Source organism: uncultured Aquimarina sp. (assembly GCF_947492405.1).
Classification (GTDB): domain Bacteria; phylum Bacteroidota; class Bacteroidia; order Flavobacteriales; family Flavobacteriaceae; genus Aquimarina.
Map to the genome: position 1 here is coordinate 718,873 of NZ_CANLMP010000002.1, position 23,485 is coordinate 742,357.

At 32.8% G+C, this 23,485-nt stretch carries 14 protein-coding genes; 11 read left to right on the forward strand and 3 right to left on the reverse strand.

What is annotated here, in order from left to right:
* The first annotated feature begins 22 nt into the window (after nt 1-22).
* The gene (locus Q0829_RS09405) at nt 23-619 is read left to right on the forward strand and encodes a hypothetical protein (protein ID WP_298541915.1); all 597 of its coding nucleotides are present in this window, start codon (nt 23-25) and stop codon (nt 617-619) included.
* Nucleotide 620: 1 nt separating this feature from the next.
* A complete protein-coding gene (locus Q0829_RS09410; RefSeq protein WP_298541916.1) occupies nt 621-1,373 on the forward strand; it encodes a hypothetical protein in 753 nt (250 codons plus the stop codon).
* Here the strand turns inward: Q0829_RS09410 and Q0829_RS09415 are convergent.
* Nucleotides 1,353-4,496, reverse strand: coding sequence for a CHAT domain-containing tetratricopeptide repeat protein (locus Q0829_RS09415; RefSeq protein ID WP_298541917.1), 3,144 nt, complete (start codon nt 4,494-4,496; stop codon nt 1,353-1,355). The genes Q0829_RS09410 and Q0829_RS09415 overlap by 21 nt on opposite strands.
* Before the next feature lie 244 nt (nt 4,497-4,740).
* Between Q0829_RS09415 and serS the strand changes: the two genes are divergently transcribed.
* From serS to Q0829_RS09460, 9 genes are all read left to right on the forward strand, one after another.
* Nucleotides 4,741-6,012, forward strand: a complete 1,272-nt coding sequence (gene serS, locus Q0829_RS09420; protein ID WP_298541918.1) for a serine--tRNA ligase — start codon at nt 4,741-4,743, stop codon at nt 6,010-6,012.
* 254 nt (nt 6,013-6,266) lie between these two features.
* Complete coding sequence (locus Q0829_RS09425) at nt 6,267-8,054, forward strand: tetratricopeptide repeat protein (protein WP_298541919.1); 1,788 nt, start codon at nt 6,267-6,269, stop codon at nt 8,052-8,054.
* 255 nt (nt 8,055-8,309) lie between these two features.
* The gene (locus Q0829_RS09430; protein WP_298541920.1) at nt 8,310-8,618 is read left to right on the forward strand and encodes a DUF4286 family protein; all 309 of its coding nucleotides are present in this window, start codon (nt 8,310-8,312) and stop codon (nt 8,616-8,618) included.
* Nucleotides 8,615-9,043: a hypothetical protein gene (locus tag Q0829_RS09435; RefSeq protein ID WP_298541921.1), complete on the forward strand. Its 429-nt coding sequence runs from the start codon at nt 8,615-8,617 to the stop codon at nt 9,041-9,043. Before Q0829_RS09430 ends, Q0829_RS09435 begins: the two co-directional genes overlap by 4 nt.
* Before the next feature lies 1 nt (nt 9,044).
* Nucleotides 9,045-9,911, forward strand: a complete 867-nt coding sequence (rsmA, locus tag Q0829_RS09440) for a 16S rRNA (adenine(1518)-N(6)/adenine(1519)-N(6))-dimethyltransferase RsmA (RefSeq protein ID WP_298541922.1) — start codon at nt 9,045-9,047, stop codon at nt 9,909-9,911.
* Between the two features lie 86 nt (nt 9,912-9,997).
* On the forward strand, nt 9,998-11,353 hold the full coding sequence (mgtE, locus tag Q0829_RS09445; protein ID WP_298541923.1) for a magnesium transporter: 1,356 nt from the start codon (nt 9,998-10,000) through the stop codon (nt 11,351-11,353).
* Between the two features lie 59 nt (nt 11,354-11,412).
* Complete coding sequence (locus Q0829_RS09450; RefSeq protein WP_366892974.1) at nt 11,413-11,808, forward strand: acyl-CoA thioesterase; 396 nt, start codon at nt 11,413-11,415, stop codon at nt 11,806-11,808.
* A 15-nt stretch (nt 11,809-11,823) separates the two neighbouring features.
* Nucleotides 11,824-12,189 (forward strand): cupin domain-containing protein, encoded by a 366-nt coding sequence (locus Q0829_RS09455; protein WP_298541924.1) that lies wholly within the window; start codon nt 11,824-11,826, stop codon nt 12,187-12,189.
* Nucleotides 12,190-12,272: 83 nt separating this feature from the next.
* Nucleotides 12,273-13,361 carry a Gfo/Idh/MocA family oxidoreductase gene (locus tag Q0829_RS09460; RefSeq protein ID WP_298541925.1) on the forward strand — a complete coding sequence of 363 codons (1,089 nt, stop codon included), beginning with the start codon at nt 12,273-12,275 and terminating at the stop codon, nt 13,359-13,361.
* Between the two features lie 82 nt (nt 13,362-13,443).
* Here Q0829_RS09460 and Q0829_RS09465 read toward each other — a convergent pair whose 3' ends face one another.
* Together Q0829_RS09465 and Q0829_RS09470 are read right to left on the reverse strand one after the other, a co-directional pair.
* Nucleotides 13,444-13,878, reverse strand: coding sequence for a hypothetical protein (locus Q0829_RS09465; protein WP_298541926.1), 435 nt, complete (start codon nt 13,876-13,878; stop codon nt 13,444-13,446).
* A 272-nt stretch (nt 13,879-14,150) separates the two neighbouring features.
* A complete protein-coding gene (locus Q0829_RS09470) occupies nt 14,151-23,447 on the reverse strand; it encodes an immunoglobulin-like domain-containing protein (RefSeq protein WP_298541927.1) in 9,297 nt (3,098 codons plus the stop codon).
* Nucleotides 23,448-23,485: the final 38 nt, after the last annotated feature.

A 23,485-nucleotide genomic window follows, 5' to 3' on the forward strand; every position in this document is an offset into this window, starting at 1 on the left:
CTGAAAGGAAATCGCTATCTAAATGAGTGACCAGAAGTTAAAAAAGATAATGGAAGAAGCTATTCAAGGAAATGAATTAGCTTTTGATTATTTCCTTCAAGATGTATTCAAAAAATTGAAACCACAACTCTTATCTCTAACCAACTCTGAATCTGAAGTTCAAGATATTTTTATAGTTTCTATGCAAAAGTTTTGGGAACGATTTGTTGTAAACCAGGAACAAACACCTAAAAACAGTACTGCATATATATATACTATGTGCAAAAATGCCTGGTTGATCTCTAAACGCAATGGCTGGAATTCTTTTGCATTAAAAGATGATCTGTACCAGTTAAGGGATAAAGAACAGGTAACTAATCAGAATACACAAGATGCTATTAAAGATTTGGAACAAGAATGGTTACAAAAAAGAGCCTTATCAGAAGCATTAGAAGGTTTATCTCCTAAATGCAAGACACTCATGGAATCAGAAATAGATCCCGAAATAAAATTAAAAGATTTACAACGACAATTAGGGTTTCAGAACTATCAATCTTTGGTACAAGCGAAATACAATTGTAAAAAAAGACTTATTAAAAAGGTTTATGAGATATTTGACCAGTTAATAACATATAAGTAAGATGGAAGAAAGAGAAAGCAAAGACATATTACTTATTGTGAGATATTTTGATCTTGATCTTTCTGAAGAAGAAATGGTCGAATTCGATAAAAGAATCGCACAAGAGCCTGCTTTTAGACATAAAGTAAAAAAGTACTCCAAAAGCAAAAATCTTGTCAATCAATCTTTTAAAAATAAAAAACAAGAACGACGAATTAATAAATGGAAGGAACTAATTTCCGACAAACAATCCCCTTCTAAATCTTATCAAACTTTAAAATGGATCAAAGGAATTGCAGCTATCCTTATCGTTCTAATTTCCACTTGGTACTATATACATCAAACTACTTATGTTAATTTAGAAAAACTAACTGATTATGCCTGGGAGAAAAAAGTAGGTTTTGATAATTACCTCGTAAGAAATAACAACACAGAGACTTCTAAAAAAATAATCCTCGAAGCTTATAAATCTTTTGAAAAAGAGGAATATGACCTAACAATTAGTATGCTTAAAAAATATAATTCTTCGCTGCTCTATTATGAAGACGCATTACTTATACGGGCATTATCAAATCATAAAACCGGTCGTACTACTATTGCGTTGCAAACATTGGATTCATTAATTAATCTACCGTCAAAACGACTTCATAAAGAAGCATTATGGTATAAAGGTCTTATCTATCTAGATATAAAAGATCTGGAGACAGCAAAAAAATACCTTGAAATCCCTAATGACAAAAATTCTGAAATACAATTAAAAGAAGCCTTGAACTAACTTTTTCTTAAAAAACAATAGTATTACTATACCGCATAAACCAATAATAAAATATATCATCCTATTGGATACGGCGGGAGCATCAATTTCTAAAGGTGAATTATCTCCTAGCACATAAAATCCTCCCCAATATAGTGGATGATTTGTAAATACATCTGCGGTTTTTATATATTGAATTTTCGCTTGTTGCAGTGCTCTGGCTTTATCCATTCCTTTATTAAGATTCTGATAAAATCCTTTCATAATATAAGGTGTAGTTTTATCTGGAACTTCCCAGCTAGTTAACAAAAGACTCTTAGTACCTGCATACTGAAACGCCGTCCCTAAACTAAGAATACCTTCGCCTTTGGCTATTTTACCTACTCCTGTATTGCAGGCAGTAAGTACAGTTAAATCAGACGGAATATCTAAGGCATACAACTCATGACTGTATAACAAGTTATCTTCTACTGAATCTTCAACTTTAGTAAAATAAATCTTAGAATTTCCTGGATTTTTATTATCTACTTCTCCATGTAAAGCTAAATGTAGTATACTATATTGATTGGCGTTTTTCTTAAAATTTGCTTCTATAGCCTCTGAACCGAAAAAATAATTTCCTTTTACAATATTTGATATCGCTTTTATTTCATCACGTGTTCCTGGTAAATCTTCTTTAGAGTTTCTAAATTTTTCTAAATCTAATACATCCCCTTCTTCGATTGCATCTTTATTAGAAAAAGAAAATGCGAGACACTCTTTACGGAGTTGATTTTCTATTGCACTTCGATTTACAGAACGAAATAAAACATTTGCAGAATTAGCATAACTTATAGCAAATTCTTGAAGTAAATATGGCAATTCACTCATCTCATCTTTGTTTACATCAATAGTTAACATAAGATCAAAATTAAGGTACCATAGGGATTCATCTGGAACGATAATTAAGTATTCTCCTTTAAAATTCTTTCTTATGGGACTAATAAGTTCATTATATAGCTGTACTCCTCCCTTTATATACTCATCTGTATTTTTAAGAGTAATACTTTTTCTGAAGTTCTCTATTTTTTTATCTAGCTCTGCAATAGATAATTCTTCTACTATGGCAGTATGCTTAGTAATCACAAAAGCATATACGGTATTTTGCTCGACAAAATATTCTAAGAAAGTCGTATTTTCGTTCAATCTGCTTTGTATTTCTTCAATAGAGACTACTTCACTTTCATACTTCAATCTATAATACTTAGGATAGTCTTTTTCTAAAATCGTTTTTAACGAATCTTGTTTTCTAGAAATATCGAGCATTTCATTTTCTACCGTGGAAATATTTGTATCAGAACTACTATTTTCTGTTTCCTGTTGAGATAATTTAGATGTAGCATCTGCCTTCGCTATTCTCAGGTTTTTTTCTAACACGAGTAATTCTTTAGGCAAATTAGAATATCCTTTAGCATTTGCTTCATTCAATAAATCCTTTAAAAAACCCGCTTTACTTTTTTCAGAATAATTAAAAGCGCTACTGATGGATTCGTTTGTATCTGGATCCAATAATAACTGTGTAGAGATATTCCCAAAAAAAACATTCTTAGCATCTCGTGCGAATGTCATTTTGTCCTCCTTATTATATTGAGTACGTCTAATCATTTCTATCAATCGACTAGCTTTTTCGTAGGTAGCCGCGCTTTCTTTAAGCATCTGCAAATTATTTCCCTTCTTATGTAGCAAGTTTAGCACAAATGCTTTCCGTTCTAGAGATGTCAGTAATCTTGTTGGGCTTAAAAACATATCAAACTCTCCATGCTGTATTCCATCAATATTGTCAGTCCGTTTATTCGCTACAATTGCCTTTTCCAAATAACCTAATGCTTTATTATACTGTTTTCCTGATATTTCGAAAGTAGCTATAAGGTTATAGGATTCGACTACATAAAAACTATGTTCTCCAAAAGTCTTTAACCGAATACCCAGCCCTTTATTCGCATATTCGAATGCTGCTTTGTGCTGGTCGATTTCGTGATATAGCTCAGCTAAATATGTATAAAAATAAGCTGTTCTAACATTGTTTTCACCATAAGCTTTGCGTGCCAAAACAAGTGCTTTTTTAATATACACTACGCCTTCCTCACCTCTTATCAATAAGCCTTTAAGACTATAAGGTAAGGCAAGGTTAGGAAAATCTTCACCAAAAGCTTGTAAGCATATTTTTATAGTTTTATCTAAATGAAATAATGATTTTTCTTTGTTTTTTTGAGCATAATAGATATTTGCGATATTATAATGCATACGTACCTGATCAGGATGATCCGCTCCCAATTGTAATTCACTTAAGTGAAGAGATTTTATATAATACTCCAGCGCTCTGTTTTGTTCATTATTATAACTATACATCAACCCTATATTATTATATAAATCAACAAAATAAAAATTATCCTGTTTATAGACCTTATTAGCAATAATTAATGCTTTTTCAAGATATAATAAGGTGTCATCATATAATCCTTGTTCGTAAAAAACATTGCCTATTTGTCGATAAATTTCGGATATCTCAATAGTTTCTTCTATAGCAGCTTTTCTTCTAATCGCTAGTGCTTTTTCAAAATATTTTAATGCTTCTTCATATGATCCTTTATTAGTATGAACCGTTCCCAAATTAAAATAAGAGATCGCAAAATCAAGATGATCCTTTGCTAGGTTTTCTGATCGTAGCTGAAAAGCCTTATTATAATAATCTTGAGCAATTGCAAAATCAGAACCGCTAACTCTATGGTAAGCACCCAAATTATCCAAGGCCGCAGCTTTCACCTTAGCATTATCAGGTATTTTGGTTTCACTAATTGCCAATGCTTTTTCTGCATGGTATAATGTCTTTTTTAAATTGAAAGTACTAAGATAATTTTCTGATATTTTATTATGACTCTCCGCTAATTGAACCCAAGATCTAGTTTTCTCATATATCGATATTGCTTTTTGAAAAGACACAATCGATTCTTTAAAATTTCTATAATACAATAATGAATCGCCTTTTTTATAATATACGCCTGCCGCAATTGTATCCTTGGGTATTTGCGAATATCCGCTTTTACAGATCAGACAAATAATTGCCAAAAGAGTCCAGCGGAAAGCCTGAGAGGGTTTGAGTGTCATGTGTGAGTTTTAAGAAGTCGAGTAAATGTAATTAAAATTACAAATCCAGTTACGTTATTTTATTATTTTAAAGCTTTCAAAACCCACACTTTTCTTTAAATTTGCTGCTTTAACGCGAAAAGGGATAGCAGCGGCATCCTTTTTTAATCCGTGCTCTGAGCGAAGTCGAAGAGTAGGGATTAAAAAAGATATAGCGGATAGCCTGACCACGAGGAAACGAGTGGAATCGCCCAAAACAAAAACCATGTTACTTGTACAACAAATTATAGCAAACAAAGAGGAGTATATTAAAGCGTTGGCTAAAAGAAATTTTGACGCTGCTCCTATTCTGGATAAAGTAATTCATCTAGATGAAGAAAGACGTACTACTCAGGCAAAACTTGATAATACGCTTGCTGATTCTAATAAATTATCCAAAGAAATCGGAATGCTATTTAAAAATGGGGAAGCTAAAAAAGCTACCATTTTAAAAGAAAAAACAAGTCAACTTAAGGAAAGTTCTAAAGATTTATCGAACAGGTTATCTAGTATTCAGGATGAATTAACAAATCTATTATATACAATTCCTAATGTTCCTCATGCATCTGTTCCTAACGGACAAAGTGAAGAAGATAATGAAGAAGTGTTTAGAGAAGGTGATATCCCTGTTTTGGAAGATGGCGCTCTACCTCATTGGGAATTAGCAAAAAAATACGACATCATTGATTTTGAACTTGGTGTAAAAATTACAGGAGCGGGATTCCCTGTTTATAAAGGTAAAGGAGCTAGATTACAACGTGCGCTAATCAGTTATTTTCTAGATAAAAATACAGAAGCTGGTTATAAAGAGTATCAGGTTCCACATCTGGTAAATGAAGCTTCTGGTTATGGTACCGGACAATTGCCGGATAAAGAAGGACAGATGTATCATGTAACCGCTGATGATCTTTACCTAATTCCAACAGCAGAAGTGCCTGTTACTAATATGTTTAGAGATGATTTAGTAAATGCAAACGACCTCCCTATTTGCTGTACAGGATACACACCTTGTTTTAGAAGAGAAGCAGGTTCTTATGGAGCTCACGTGCGTGGATTGAATCGGCTACATCAATTTGACAAAGTAGAAATTGTACGTATCGAAAAACCAGAAAACTCATATGCAGCATTGGATGGAATGGTAGATCACGTAAAAGAGATTCTTAAAGAATTAAAATTACCATATCGCATCTTACGACTTTGTGGAGGAGATATCGGATTTACCGCTGCCCTAACCTATGATTTTGAAGTGTTTTCTACAGCGCAGGATCGTTGGTTAGAAATAAGCTCTGTATCTAATTTCGAATCCTATCAAGCTAATCGATTAAAATTGAGATTTAAAGACACTAATAGTAAAAATCAATTGGCGCATACTCTTAATGGAAGTTCATTAGCATTACCAAGAGTATTAGCAGGTATTTTAGAAAACTATCAAACATCTAAAGGCATAAAAATCCCAGATGTTTTAGTTCCTTACTGTGGATTCGAATACATTGATTAACCGCTTAGCTATTGAGTTTTTGTGAGATGAGAATCTTAAAATTAATTATTGATTAAAGTATTAGTTTTTTACATTAACACTTAATTCAGATATTTTATCTGTTTTGTGCAGTGAATTTCTGTATAGAAATTGACCCTCAATCCAGGCTAAAAAGAAAATTTTATACTTATATTTTTCTTAAAACTAATCTCTGTAACACTCTAACACCCCAATACTCAGTAACTATTTGTTATATTTACAAAAAAACTTGCAGTATGCGCTTTATTTTATTTTATATAGCCTTATTTTTTGCTATCCCTATGTTTGGTCAATCCGAACAACTGGCGAAGAATTATATGCAGCAAGGTAAATACGAAAAAGCACTTTCTGTATATCAGAAATTATATAATAAAAACTCCAATCGCACCAATTATATTTTAGGGTTAGTAGAATCATACCAACAACTAGAGCAATTCGATAAGGCGGAAAAAATCCTACAAAAACAAATTGAAAAAAAGCCCAACAATGCACAACTACTTGTTGAATTAGGACATCATTACGAGGTTCAGGAAAATACTGTAAAAGCAAAAACATATTATGATAAAGCCATAAAAAAATTTAATAATAACAATGTAAATGCTGCGTACTCTCTTGCCCAAAGTTTCGAAAAATATAATCTCCTCGATCAGGCAGCCTTAATCTATGAAAAAGGAATGGCTTCCAATCCTGGTGCTAATTTTAATGTTCAACTTGCTAAGATATACGGTGAGCAAGGTAAGTTAGAAAAGATGTTTGATAGCTATCTTTCGCTACTTCAGCTGCAACCTAACTATAAGAATATTGTTCAGAGAAACTTTAATCAGTATATAACGGATGATCCATTAAACGAAGCGAATACCATCTTCAGAAAATTACTAATAAAAAAACTACAACAAAATCCAGATATCATTTATAATGAAATGCTTAGCTGGCTTTTTGTACAGCAAAAAGATTTCAAAAAAGCTTTTGTTCAAGAAAAAGCTATCTATAAGCGCAAAGATGAGGGACTACAAGGTATTATTGGATTAGCGCGAATTGCTATAGGAGCTAAAGATATAAAGTCTGCAACACAGATTTTAGATTACATTCTTGAAGCACCTGCTGGAAATGATATGAAACTAACCGCTCATAAAATTATTCTGAAAGCCAAAACTGACCTTGCTGAAAAAAAAGAATATAAAGCGATTAATCAACAATATAATGCAATTTTCGAGACATATGGGAAATCCAGAGAAACTATCGGATTACAAATTGATTATGCACACTTTCTAGCCTTTAATCAAGACAGAAAACAGGAAGCTGCTGATTTTCTTAAACGACTATTAGATGAAGAAAAGCTTTCCAGATTTCAATCTTCTCGTGCTAAAATGAAGATCGCAGACATTCTTGTTTTAGATCAAAAGTTTAACCAAGCGCTTATTTATTATACTCAAGTACAGAACGCTTTAAAAAATAATTTTTTAGCTCAGGACGCAAGATTCAAAGTAGCAAAAACAAGTTATTACAAAGGTGATTTTGCCTGGGCACAAACGCAATTAGATGTATTAAAATCATCTACCTCGCAATTAATTGCCAATGATGCAATGGAACTGAGTCTAATCATAAGTGACAATTCATTAGAAGATTCTACGCAAACTGCATTAAAGATTTTTGCAAAAGGTGATTTATTAGCTTTTCAGAATAAAAATCAAGAAGCTATTGCCAAATATGAAGAAATACTAGTTAATCATAAAGGTGAAAAAATTGAAGATGAAACATTTCTAAGGCAAGCAAAATTGTTCGAAAAGGAAGAACAGTTCGAAAAAGCAAAAGTAAACTACTTAAAGATTATAGAATTCTACCCTGATGATATCCTTGTTGATGATGCATATTATTGGCTTGCAGAATTATATGTAAATGTACTAAGAGAACCAGAAAAGGCTAAAGAATTATACGAGAAGCTAATCTTTAATCATGCGGATAGTATTTATTTTGTAGATGCCAGGAAAAAATATCGAACCTTACGAGGTGATGCTATTAATTAGTTGTTAGTTGTTAGTTGTTAGTTGTTAGTTGTTAGTTGTTAGTTGTTAGTTGTTAGTTGTTAGTTGTTAGTTGTGCAACCTACATTTCTATTAATATATTGTAAATGTGAGGAAATACTTCCAAAAAAACATTCTGTAATAACAACGTCAATATTTCCTAAACATAAGTAGTTCAATCCTATCAATGCTATGGGATGATTACCGTTATAATTTCGTTTCTTTGTATTTTACTTAACGATAAACAATACACTATAAATGTACATTTATAACGTTACTATCAACATAGAAGAAACCAAACATGAAGAATGGTTGGACTGGATGAAAAATGAACATATTCCGGATATGCTTGCTACAGGAAAATTCAGCAAAGCCTTAATGAGTAAAGTTCTAGTAGAAGAAGAAATGGGAGGGCTTACTTATTCCGTCCAATATACTACAGATACTAAAATGACGCTGGAAAAATATTACGCTGAAGATGCTGAGCGTCTTCGAGCTAAAACGAATAGATTTGCAGGTCATTTTGTTGCTTTTAGAACAGAATTAGAAATTATTAGCGAACAATGAAACAATATCGACCAACATTTCTGTATGCAATTAAGATTTTTGGTCTCATAGTTGGTGCTGGTTTTTCTATTTTCATAGTTAGTATATTTCTAGATATTGTTGCTTTTTTTGTTGAAAGTTCATTTTTTGAAAAAGTAATATTTATACTCCTTATTATCGCCTTTGTTTTTGCTGCAATTTTAATCATACGCTCTAATAAACCAACGATTAGTTTCTATAACGATTATATGATTATAGGTCGTCAAGAAGTTACTTACGATCTTATCAAAAATTTCTATCCAGCTAAAGGAGGTTCTGAACCCTATATTGTGACTAAAGATGATTATAAAATTGATCTTGAAATTTCATGGTTTAGAAAAAAGGATCGTGCTGAAATAGAAAAAATTATTTTAGAAAAAATCCAATCACCCACAAAACAATCATAGGATGTCTTCCAAATTCAAAAAAAACAAAGCCCAATCCTTAAACTATAAAGGGCACCAAGAAAAGACTGCTGTCCGTGCAAAAAAACATTTAGGCCAGCATTTTTTAAAAGATGAAGACATTGCAAAAAAAATTGGGGATACCCTAACCTTAAACAACTATACCAATGTAATCGAGATTGGTCCAGGTATGGGAGTACTTACCAAATACATCCTCCAAAAAGATGTTGACCTAATTGCTATGGATTTAGATACCGAATCTATCGAGTATCTCAATACCAATTTTCCATTAGAACATCCCGAAATCAGGAACGGTAAAGGAGCATTTCAGGTAATCGAAGCGGACTTCTTAAAATATGATCTTGATACATTATTTGACAATGAACCATTCGCAATTACCGGTAATTTTCCGTACAATATTTCATCTCAAATTGTTTTTAAAACCTTAGAAAAACGTCATAGGATTCCTGAATTTACAGGAATGTTTCAAAAAGAAGTTGCCCAACGAATTTGCGAAACATCTGGGAGTAAAACCTACGGTATATTATCTGTATTAACTCAGGCATTTTATGATGCCGAATATCTATTCACTGTTCCTCCATCTGTTTTTAACCCACCTCCTAAAGTAGATAGTGGTGTATTACGCTTAATTAGAAAACCAATACAGGAACTACCTTGTGATGAAAAACTCTTTTACAAAGTAGTAAAAACTGCTTTTGGACAACGAAGAAAAACATTAAGAAACAGCCTAAAAACTTTCCAATTAATTGATGAAATTAAGGAGATGGACATGCTAAGCAAAAGACCAGAACAATTAAATGTTGATCAGTTTATAGAATTAACATTACTTATTGAAAAATCAGTAAATTAATTTCATTTAACACCTATCTAAACTGCAATTGATTTCTTTGGTTATCTTTGTGAGCATTTGTAAAGAAATCCATAAACAACTATTTTATGTCATTCGAGATTTCCAATGAGCTTATCGAACAAGTGAAGCACCTCATCAATGATGAAGGTGATACTCATTTGCAAGAAATGCTTAAAGAAATCCACTTTGCCGATTTTGCAGAAATAATCGAAGAGCTCAACCTTTATCAAGCTACCTACCTAATTAAATTGTTTGATAGTGAGAAAACTTCTGAAGCTCTTATGGAGTTAGAAGAAGATTTTAGAGAACGTATTCTGGACAACCTATCTGTAAAAGAAATTGCAGAAGAGTTAGAAGAAATGGATACTGATGATGCCGCTGATATTATTGCAGAACTACCCGAAGATCGTGCTGAAGAAGTAATTGCGGAGATAGAAGACGAAAAACATGCCGAAGATATAAAAGAGTTACTCTTGTATGAAGAGGATACTGCTGGAGGATTAATGGCTAAAGAGCTGGTTAAGGTAAAAGAAACATGGACAGTTGCAGGATGTGTGCGAGAAATGCGACGTCAAGCAGAAAATGTTACCCGAGTCCACTCTATCTACGTTATAGATAAAGAAGGAAAGTTAAAAGGAAGATTATCTCTAAAAGATTTACTAACCGCCTCAGCAAAAACACACATTAGCGAAGTTTATATCCCTAAAGTTGACTATGTAAATGTAGATACCGAAGGCGAAGAAGTTGCTAGAATTATGCAGAAGTATGATCTGGAAGCCATCCCAGTTGTAGATCACGAAACTGTTTTGGTGGGTCGTATTACGATTGATGACATGGTAGATTTCATAAAGGAAGAAGCCGAAAAAGATTATCAGATGGCAGCAGGTATTTCTCAGGATGTAGAGGCTGATGATAATGTTTGGGAGCTTACAAGAGCACGTTTACCTTGGTTAATATTAGGATTGTTTGGAGGATTAGGCAGTGTATTTATTATGCAAGATTTTGAGGATGTTATGACGAACCCAAGAATACGTGATTTATTTTTCTACACACCTCTTATCGCTGCGATGGCAGGTAACGTGGGTGTTCAATCATCAGCAATTATTGTACAGGGGTTAGCTAATGACAATGTAAAAGGTAGTCTTTGGAATCGATTACTAAAAGAAATCGGCCTTAGCCTTATAAACGGAGCTGCTCTAGCACTACTGGTAATATTATTTGGGATCGTTATGGGGTATGAAATTTCATTTAGCTTAACGATTGCTGCGGCTCTTATGAGTGTTATTATAGTAGCCGCACTAATTGGCACCTTTGTCCCCATAATACTTGATAAAAGAGGAATCGATCCCGCCATTGCAACCGGGCCTTTTATCACAACAAGTAATGACATTTTTGGTATTTTCTTATTTTTCTATATCGCAAAATTAATTCTTGGTTTTTAATATTTTTATAGACTCATTCAGAGTATCTTATTCAAAAAAGTTATAACATTACTTATATAATGAACTCTAAAATATTCGAATCACATATTATAGTTCCTAATTCGGCAATAGATGATATGAATCATGTGAATAATGTGATGTATCTACAATGGATACAGGATATTGCCAAACAGCACTGGGAATCTAAAACAAGTCAAGAAATAAGAAACACCTATGTTTGGGTAGTATTAAATCATTATATAGAATATCATAATCCTGCTCTTGAACATGATGAATTAACCCTGCAAACATGGATTGATCATCATCACGGAGCCAAAAGCGAACGACATACAAAGATTATAAATACTGCTACCCAAAAAGTAATTGTTACTGCTAAAACCATGTGGTGTTTACTATTTAAAGAAACGTTAAGACCCACCAGAATCAATAAAGAAATAAGTACCTTGTTTTCATAATTTTAAGTTGAAAATATGGAAGCAATTAACATTAATGATAAACTTTCAAAATTTGATAAACACTGGCATCCACATCGAATAGCAACAGTGGATGATAATCAAGTATATTTAGCAAAAGTAAGTGGTGATTTTGTATGGCATAAGCATGATCATGAAGATGAACTTTTTCAAGTAGTAAAAGGTACGCTTTATATGAAATTTAGAGATAAAACCGTAAAGGTGGAAGCTGGTGAAATTATAGTAGTGCCTAAAGGAGTAGAACACTGTCCTACCACAAAAAACAATGAAGAAGTACATCTTCTTTTATTCGAAAAAGCAAGTACCAAACATACAGGAGAGACAACATCGGACCGTACCGTTTCTCAATATATTGATATTTAATAATTTTTGAAACCTCCTTCATATTAGAAACGATAGGGTATCAAAGTTAGTTAGACTTTTCTATAATAAGATAAACATATGTTATGAGTCTGAATAGAAGAACTTTTATAAAAAATACAGGTTTATTATTGGGAAGCAGTCTGCTTCCCTACTCCAATTTATTAGCTAATTCAAGTCAGAAACAATTAGGTGTCTGTCTAGTTGCATTAGGCAATTACAGCACTACTGTCCTTGCGCCCGCATTACAATTAACAAAACATTGTAGATTAACAGGCATAGTTACTGGAACACCTTCTAAAATACCTGTCTGGCAGAAAAAATATGATATTCCAGATAAAAACGTATACAGCTATGATACGATGGATCGTATTGCCAATAATCCAGATATTGACGTGTTATATATTGTATTACCAACGGGTTTGCATGCCAAATATGCCATCAAAGCGGCAAATACAGGAAAACATGTCTGGTGTGAAAAACCTATGGCAAAAACTGAAGAAGAATGCCTTTCTATTATTAGAGCTTGTCATAAAAATAAGGTAAAACTTTCTATAGGATATAGAATGCAACATGAACCTAATACTCAACAAATCATAAAATGGGCTACAACCAAACCCTACGGAGATATTAAAACAGTTTATGCTGAGATAGGTTATAACGTAAGAAACCCTGCAAAAAGTTGGAGATTGGATGCACAATTAGGTGGAGGAACTATGTATGATTTAGGTGTATATGCTTTAAATGCTGCACGATATGCTACAGGAGAAGAGCCTATATCTGTTGTAGCAGAACAAATGACTACCAGACCTAAAATATTTACCGAAACTGATGAGACTACTCATTTTACATTAGAATTTCCATCAGGAGCAATTGCTCACGGAAAAACCAGTGTAGGGCACGATATGCATAGACTTCGAGTAGATAGCACTAATGGATGGTATCAATTACAACCTTTTTCTATGTATGCTGGTGTACAAGGAGAAACTAGTGATGGAAAACTACTCAATACTTATATAGAAAATCAACAAGCTAAACAAATGGATGATGATGCATTATCTATACTTAACGACACCAATATCCTGGTTCCTGGCGAAGAAGGAATGAAAGATATTAGAATTGTAGAGGCTATTTATAATTCTGCTAAAAGTAAACGTAAAATCAATTTGATATAGGTATAGGTCGTTATACTACGAATTATATTTCGTAATATGTTGTTCTGGACTAAAAGGAATCCTATTTTTCTATTTCACCAAACTATAGCTCATCCTTACAGGAACGTACAGATTCGTAAAAAAGGCGATAATCCGTGCTTGTTACTACATCTCCCTTAGTACTTAGGACAACTGTACCTTTTTTTGCTATTTCACTATATGGAACTTGTTTTTTTGCATATCCTTTATAAACAAATTCAAAATAGCTGTCTGCCTTCATTTTACTAGGATTAATTAAAAAATCATATAATCCATCTTCGTCAGTGTAGGCTTTCATACACGTATTTTCATCAACCACTAGTTTTACAGCAACGTATTGGATTGTCTTTTTTCTCTTACCTAAAACTTTACCTGTGAGCAATTCATCCTCTGTAATGTTTTCAATATCTTCATTTCCACTCAGGGTATCGCTTTTTTGCTGAGACTTGCAAGAAGCAAGAAGGGTAATAATAAATAATGATAGTAATATTGATCTCATAGTGTCTTAATTTTGGGTTTTATTAAAATAATTCAATAAGGTTTAATCCTATTTCTCGATCAATTTACAAAATAAAACTACTCGTTTCACATAAGTGTTGTAGTGTTTTTTTATAATACCAAATAGGAAGGTTTATACTTTATAGTAAAACTTGAACTAAATATATAAAAAACCACCCAATTACTTGAGTGGTTTTGTCTTGCAACCTCATGTATCTACGACCCCTTAACTTCGTAGCACTGATTTTCTTGCAAAAAAATAAAGGGTTCTGTCTATTCGTTTTTCATTAATCTAATGGTCTTGTAGGTAGTTCCCATAGCGATTTTTACAAAATATACCCCATTTGGTAACTCCTGAATAGATATAGATTGACCAGCATCTACCTTTTTTATAAGTAAACCACGTCCATTAACATCATAGACGGATAGTTCTGCTTTTCCTGAAAACCCTGAAACCTGAAACTGTTGTTTCGCTGGATTAGGATAGAGTGTAAAACGATCTTGCTCATTTTCTTCAATACTTAATACATTACCTACACTGATAGTAAATGTTACATTTTCTTCATTCGAATTAGTATCAGTAGTAGTGAGGGTAATAATATGATCTCCTGCACCTAATAAAGTTCCTGCGACCGGATTTTGAGTAATCGTCGAAGTCAAAGCAGTTCTATTCGTATCACAATTATCTGTAACAACCACTCCACCGGTAAAATCAGGCAACGTATACATATCTCCAGTATCGAAAGTAACATTCATATCTGTAGGCACTGTAGTCGTATCAAATTCGGGTCCTATGCTATCAACAACAGTAACTATAGCCATACACATATCACTATTTCCATTGGTATCAGTAACCATTAAGACAACAGTATTGTCTCCAATATTGGCACAATCAAAATCCGTAATATCTATAGCTAACGATGCAATCCCAGATAGATCTGTAGAACCATTATCCACCATTGCAGCAGTAATAGTTGTATTTCCAGTGTTATCTAACTGTACAGTTATGTTTTGACATACTACAGTTGGATTAGTAGTATCTACAACATTTACAGTTCTGATTACTTCTACAGCCGTGTTACCTGAAGTATCAGTAGCATTATAAAGAATTGTATAACTACCCACTGCATCTACAAAATCTGAAATATCAATTATTACATTAGTCCCATCATCTGTGGTAGCGCCTAATTCAGTATAACCAGTTCCTAATTCTATGGTTTGTGGATTATCTCCTACTAGCGTAATAATCGGTGCAGTCGTATCTACTACATTTACGGTTCTGGTAACTTCTACAGCAACGTTATTTGATGCATCTGTAGCATTGTATCGGATCGTATAACTACCAACTGCATCTACAAAATCTGAAATATCAATTATTACATTGCTTCCATCATCTGTCGTAGCTCCTAACTCGGTATACCCAGAACCTAATTCTATTACTTGCGGATTATCTCCTACTAGCATAATAATCGGTGCAGTTGTATCTACTACATTTACGGTTCTGGTAACTTCTACAGCAGCGTTATTTGATGCATCTGTAGCATTGTATCGGATCGTATAACTACCTACTGCATCTACAAAATCCGAAATATCAATCACAACATTGGTTCCATCATCTACAGTAGCTCCTAATTCAGTGTATCCAGCTCCCAATTCAATCTCTTGTGGATTCGCTCCTGTTAAGGTAATTACTGGCGCTGTAGTATCAACCACATTTACAGTTCTCGTGACTTCTGTAGCAACATTGCTAAAAATATCAGTAGCATTATATATTATCATATAGCTACCTACTGCATCTACAAAATCAGAAGCATCAATCACTACATTGGTTCCATCATCTGTTATTGCACCCGGCTCTGTATAGCCTGCCCCAAGTTCTACAGTTTGTGGATCCTCTCCTAGTAGTGTAATGACTGGAGCGGTAGTATCTATTACATCGACAAGTCGGATTGCTTCTACAGCAATATTTCCAAAAGCATCTGTAGCAGTATAGCGGATTATATAAGTACCTATATCATCTACAAAATCAGTAGCATCAATCACCACAGTACTACCATCATCAGTCGTAGCACCTAATTCTGTATATCCTGCTCCCAATTCAATGGTCTGTGGATTATCTCCAACCAAAGTAATCACAGGTGCCGTTGTATCAACCACATTTACAGTTCTAGTAACCTCTACTGCAGCGTTATTTGATACATCTGTAGCATTGTATCGAATCGTATAACTACCTACTGCATCTTCAAAATCCGAAATATCAATCACAACATTACTTCCATCATCTGCAGTAGCTCCTAACTCGGTATACCCAGAACCTAATTCTATTACTTGTGGATTATCGCCTAGTAAAGTAATTACTGGTGCTGTGGTATCGATAACGTTTACCGTTCTGGTAACTTCTAAAGCAGCGTTATTTGATGCATCTGTAGCATTGTATCGGATCGTATAACTACCTACTACATCTTCAAAATCCGAAATATCAATCACAACATTACTTCCATCATCTGCGGTAGCTCCTAATTCTACATATCCTGATCCTAGTTCTATCTCCTGCGGATTCGCTCCTGTTAAGGTAATTACTGGTGCAACACAATCTTCGTTAAAACTAGCTATATCATCTTTTTCCCAGCTACTTAAATATGAAGCAGTAGGATCGTCTACTTGAATACATGTTAAATTCGGATTGTAAAGAACAAAGAAATCTGTAATTAGGTTGTTATTTCCATTTCTTACATTAAGAGACTCCAACAAGTTTTGGTGAGCAGAAAGTTCTTCTAATTGTGTACAAGAACTAAGATCTAAAGAAGTTAGACCGTTTTTACCAACATTTAACTTTTTTAAGTTCGGGTTATTATCTACCAATAAATTTGTGATAGCATTAGAACGCAAATTCACTTCTTCTAAAGCTGGATGCCCCGTAAAATCTAAAGAAATAAAATCGTTTTCCGCCGCATCCAAGATTCTCAAATTGGTATTATAACTAACATCTAAGGTTGTTAAATCATTAAAATCAACGTTCAATGATGCAATAGCAACAAAAGCTTCGATTCCCGTTAAATCTGTAATATCAAGGCTACTTACATCTAAATCAATTACGTTATTTATTTTTTCAGTATAAACCTGATTATCATTAGCAACACCATTACCTAAACTTGCAGCATCTCCAACAGCAACTATATTTCCATCTGCATCATGCGTCTCCAGGTAATTTTCAAAATTAGCATCTGCGATATAGGTTACATCACAATATAATGCAAAACTAGCTGTAGCGTCTTTTTGCCAAATATCTGGATATAACTGAACTACCTTATCAGCTTTAATACATGTTAAATCAGGATTCCCTTGTGCATCAAACCACGTGAAATTATCGTTATTTCCATTTGCAACATTCAACGAGGTTAATTGATTATTGGCAATTCTTAATTGAATAATATTTGGATATGCAGAGATATCTAATTCTGTAAAATTATTATCATTAACATTCAATAATCTTAATAATGGATTATTAGAAATAGCTACTGAGTTAATACCCGTATTGGAGATACTAAGTGTATTTAAACTACTAAGCATAGAAACATCTACAGGTCCTAAATTAGCATTGCCATCTATATATATATTTTCTAGTAACAGATTATTACTTAAGTCTAAACTTGTTAGATTATTATTCGCTAAAGTAACTGTAGTTAACTTCGTATTTTTACTTAAATCAATACTTGTTAAATTCGTATTGTTACGACATGCTAGGAACCACATATCTCTAAAATCCTCGATACCTGTCATGTCTGCAACTAAGCCATTATGAAGATTAAATCCTATAGAAACTTCAACTAATGCTGTATATACATAATCATCTATGGCTCCGTTTCCATAACCATTATTTTCTAAAAATGTCTCAAAAGCATCATCTGGCACATAAGTTAGTCTACAAAATTCTGCATAATTAGCAGTAGCATCTTTTAACCAACCTGCTACAACTGGAGCAGATGGATCATCAACCTCAATACAGGTCAAACTTGGATTGCCGGTAACATCTACATTATCTAAATCTGCATTGTTTCCACTTCTTAAATTCAAGCCTGCAAGTAATGCATTTTTACAAGATAAGTTATCGAGAGTGTTCTGTTTCACTAAATCTAAATATGTAAGTGGTGTACTATCACATTCTAATCTACTTAGGTCAACATTGTTACTTAAGTCTATCTCTGAAATACTAGTAGTATTAAATGATAAATATCGAAGCTCTGAAAGATGAGCAACATCTAGGTTACTCAATGGATTAAGACCACATTCTAAATTTTCTAACAATGAATTGTTTTGAATATTTAATACTGTGATATTGGTATTCTCACAGTATAAAGAGACTAGATTGGTTTGACCACTTACGTCTATCGTACCTAATCCATTATTAGTAACCGTTAAGCTTGTCAAATCATTATTACTAACATTTATAGTAGTTAGATCATTATCTGCTAGGTTTAAAAACTTTAACCCAGTATTGGTAGAGACATCTATAGTAGTAAGACTATTATTTGGTGCTTCTAAACCTCTTAATACGATTAATCCTGCTATGTTAATACTTGTGATCCCTGTATTGCCAACATTTATAGTTTCTAATAGCAGATTGTTCGTTAAATCTAAATCGGTATTCGTTAGTGGATTATCATCGATCCAAAAACGAATTAAATTTGTGAAATCTTCAATTCCTGTAAAATCTTCAATTCCTTCATTTCTTGGAGTTAACAATTGAATTGCTTCAATTTTTCCAGTAGGTACTAAATTATCATCAATAATTCCATTTCCTAAGCTATTGGCACTTCCTAAAGCAACAGTTCCTCCAAATTCGTTATGAGTTTCTAAATACGCTTCAAAATTAGCATCAGGAATCGTTGTAAAACGGCAGTACTCGGCAAAACTTGCAGTAGCATCCTTTTCCCAACTTGTTAGATACCCAGCCGTTGGATCATCTACTTCGATACAAGTTAAATTAGGGCAACCCGTTACCCTAAATTCGGTAAAGTTGTTATTATTGCCATTTCTGACATTCAACTCTTCTACTTCATTAATATCTCTTGCACTAAATTCTACCAAGTTGGTATTCTTACTAATATCAATTGACGTAATATTAGTTTCATCCATATTTAACTCTTGTAAGTTTGTTAAATGACTTACATCAAAAGATGTAAACGGATTTCCACCTAGAATTAAATCTTCAAGTAATATATTATTTTCCGTATTTAATGTAGTAAATTGATTTAAGGAAGCTGAGACTCTAGTTAAATTTACATTAGCACTAATATCAATACTACTTAAGGTGGTTTCATGAATTCCTAAATCTTCTAATAACAAATTATTACTTACATCTAACCCTATTAAGTTATTTGTAGAAATAAATAAATCTTTAAGAGCCGTATTTGTTGAAAGATTGATGTTCGTAAGATTATTTCGTGAAACATCTATTCTTTCCAAAAGAGTCAATCCTGTAATATCAATGCTGGTTAATCCCATGTCAGAAGCATCAATTCTTTTCAGACTTGTGTTATTAGTAAAGTCTAAACTTGTATTTATTACATTACCAAAACACACTACAAACTCTAAAGAAGCAAAAGCCTCAATTCCTGTAAAGTCTGTAATTCCTTGAAAATTCAAAAATAGGTTTATTACATTTTCAATATGAGCAGTTTTTACATAATCGTCATTGGCTATTCCATTACCCATACTTGTTGGATCTCCAACCGAAACGAATCCTCCTGCAGCGGTATGGGTTTCTAAATAATTTTCAAAATTATCATCAGGCACATAAGTCCAATTACAATCATCACTAAAACTAGTCGTAGCATCTTTTTCCCAGTTGCTACTACTCAAATAACTAGCTGTAGGATCATCAACTTGTATACATACTAAATTTGGATTTCCAATAGCATAAACTTCCATACCACTATTATTATTTCCATTTTTAAAGTTTAATGAAGTGAGTTGACCATTTTGACATTCTACATATTCAATATCTGGACTTGTGCTAAAATCTAAAGCACTAATTGCAGTATTGTTTGTATAAAGCTCTACTAGGTTAGTTTGATTCGTAATATCTAAAACAGATAATGCTGTGTTACTCACATCAATATCTTCGAGATTAGTATTATTAGTAATATCTAACATTATAAGTGTAGGAGTATCTTCTATAGAAAAACTATCTAGATTCGTAAGTAAACCTATATCAATGGCTGTAAATTGATTCCCTCCACATCGTAATGTTTCTATTAGCGTATTATTTGATACATCTAGAGTGGATAGTGAATTATCATTTACATATAAACTCTTTAAATTAATATTGCTTGAAAGGTCTAAGGTACTTATCGAATTTTCTCTTATTCTAAAATCGATTAATGCAGTATTTGCACTTATATCCACGCTACTAAAATTGTTTAGGTCTAGATTTAGTCTTTCTAAGGCAACATTAGAACTCACATCAATAGTGCTAAGGTTATTATCCCTTAGTTCTAAATTTTTTAGAGATGACAAACCGGTGATATTAATAGTATTCAACTCCATCCCGACAAAATCCGTTTCTTCTAATTTAGTATTTGAAGTGAGGTCCAAGCTTGATGTCTGATTTCCATTAATAATCAATCGCTCCAGATTCACAAAATCTTCTATTCCGGTAAAATCAGTAATTCCAAAATTAGAAAGGCTTAATCCAGCTAAGTTTTGTATTTTCTCAGTACCTACATAATCATCATCGGCAATACCATTTCCTAAACTTGTTGGGTCACCAACAGGAACTGTTCCTCCTATAGCATTATGGGTTTCTAAATAATCTTCAAAAATATCGTCTGGCACATAGGTTTCTGCACAAAATAATTTAAACTCAGTTTGTACATCTTTTCTGGTAAAATTAGTATCAGCATAAGTAACATCATCAACGGATACACAAGTCAATCCTGGGTTGTTACGAATATCAAAATCATTATTGTTAAAATTCGTATTATTCCCATTTCGAAGATTTAAATACGTAAGCTGATTAAATGCACAGGATACATCTTCAATAACTACATTCTTAGAAAGGTCTAAACTGGTAATCTGATTACTTTCTACAAACAATTCTACAAGCTTTACATTATTGCTAACATCTAGATTTGTCAACTCATTTTCGTATGCTTGCAGCTCTAGTAATTCCGGATTTTGAGAAAGGTCCAAACTCGTTAGATCATTATCCACACAATCTAAGTCTTCTAATAATGGATTTTGAGTTACATCCAAACTCCCTAAAGAATTACTATAACAAGATAGATTTTTTAATGCTGGATTGTTCGTTACATCTAAACTATTGATTTGATTATTACTACATCCTAAAGTTTCCAACATCGTATTCTGGGAAATATTTAGGTTTGTAATTTGGTTTCTTAGACAACTTACAAAAGTTAATGCTGTATTTTGCGATAAATCTAGGCTTGTAAGACTATTTCTTCCTATAGCTAGGGTTTGTAATGCTACATTCTGTGAAAGATCAATACTAGATAATGAATTATTAAAGCAGTTCAACGTTTGTAATGCTATAAAATCTTCAATACCTGTGGCATCAGTGATGGTTAATCCCGAAATATCTAATTCTATAACACTTTCTATTCTTGAAGTGTACACGGTATTATCATTAGCAATACCATTTCCCATACTTGCAGCATAACCTACTGAAACGACATTTCCATCAGCATCATGGGTTTCTAAATAATTTTCGAAGTTATCATCAGGAACATTAGTCTCTCTACAATCTGAACGAAATTCTACATTATTATCCACATCCCAGGTATTCAAATAGGATGCTGTAGGATCATCTACTTCAATACAACTAAATTGATTTAGTCTTGCTTCAAAAAAAGTCACATTAGCGTTATTACCATTTTTCATGTTTAGACTATTCAAGTCACTTTCATTAGCTGAAAAACTGGTCAATGCAGTATTATTAGAAAGATCTAAATAAAACCCTGATGCACTATCAATAGCAAGTGTTTCTAATAACAAATTTTGACGAACATCTAAATTAAACAAGCCATTGCCGTTGGCGTTAAGGTACTTTAAGTTTGTTAAAAGACGAACATCGATTCTGTAAAGTTGCCCATTGTTTGCTATATTCAAAATCTCTAAAGTTGGGTATAAGGAAACATCTAATGAGCTGATATTATTATTACTAATATCTAACTCTTTAATTACATTATTACTTCCTAGGTTTAAAGTGGTACTATTTGCATCATTGTAGATCAACTTTTCTATTTTCAAGTTGCTCGATAAATTCAATACTGCAAAAAACAGATCATGTATATATAGTTCTTTTAATTCTGGAAGTTGAGAAAAATCAAATTCATTAAAGTTATTATCCGAGCAATCTAAGATTTCAAGCGATTCAAATGCTTCTAAACCATCCAACTCATCAATGCTATTACTTGAAATATTTAAAAAAGTAACATCTTTGATTCTAGAAGTGAACACTTTTCCGTCATCTAGGATTCCATTACCCATACTATTTGAGCTTCCAACAGCAACTACATTACCATTAGCATCATGGTTTTCTAAATGATATTCAAAATTTTCATCAACAATATTAGTTTCACTACAATCTAATTGGAAAAAAGCAGTATTATCTTTTTGCCATGTGCTTAAATAACTCGCGTTAGGATCATCCACTTGAATACAAGTAAACTGATTAAATCTAGCATCGAAAAAACTGATATTAACATTATTACCATTTTGGATATTTAAACTATTTAAATCGCTACTGTTAGCTGATAAACTTGTTAATGCTGTATTACTAGAAAGATCTAAATGAAAGCCAGACATAAAATTAATGGTTAGCGTTTCTAACAATACATTACTTGACAAATCCAAACTTCCTAAATTCGTATTACTACAGTTCAGGTTAATTAGACTGATTAGCGGACTAAAATCAGTAATATTTAGAGTATAGTTCGTATCACAATTTAAATTAGTCAGGTTAAATAAATTAGTTACATCAAGACCTGTTAAGTTATTATTACTCAAGTCTATTTTTTCTAAAGTTGAAACGCTACCCAGGTTTAATGAAGTGGTACCATTGGTTGAAATATTTAATTCTTTCAACTTAACGTTAGTGCTTACATCAATTGTTGTGTTGCTATTATCAGAACAATCTAAAGTTTCTAGGTTTACGTTGGCAGAAATATTGATATTACTCATTCCATTTGTAGCACAATACAATTCTTTTAAAGCAATATTATTTGATAGGTCAAAGTTACCTACTCCATTATTCGAAAAATCTAGAACTTCTAATGCAGTAAAATCTTCGATTCCCGTGATATCAGCAATCATTTGAGAAGAAATATCTAAGGAGGTAACTGTCACTAATCTAGAAGTAGTAACTAGGTTATCACCCGAAATTCCATTTCCCAAACTTGCAGCATCACCAACTGCTACTATATTTCCATTTGCGTCATGGGTTTCCAAATAATTTTCAAAATTATTATCGGGCACGGATGTTTCTTGTGCTTTGGTGATATAATTAAACAGTACTATAAAAACTAGGGGTAGTAGTCTTATTTTCATTTCTAGATGTTTTAAAAAATGTTGAGGCAAATAACTGA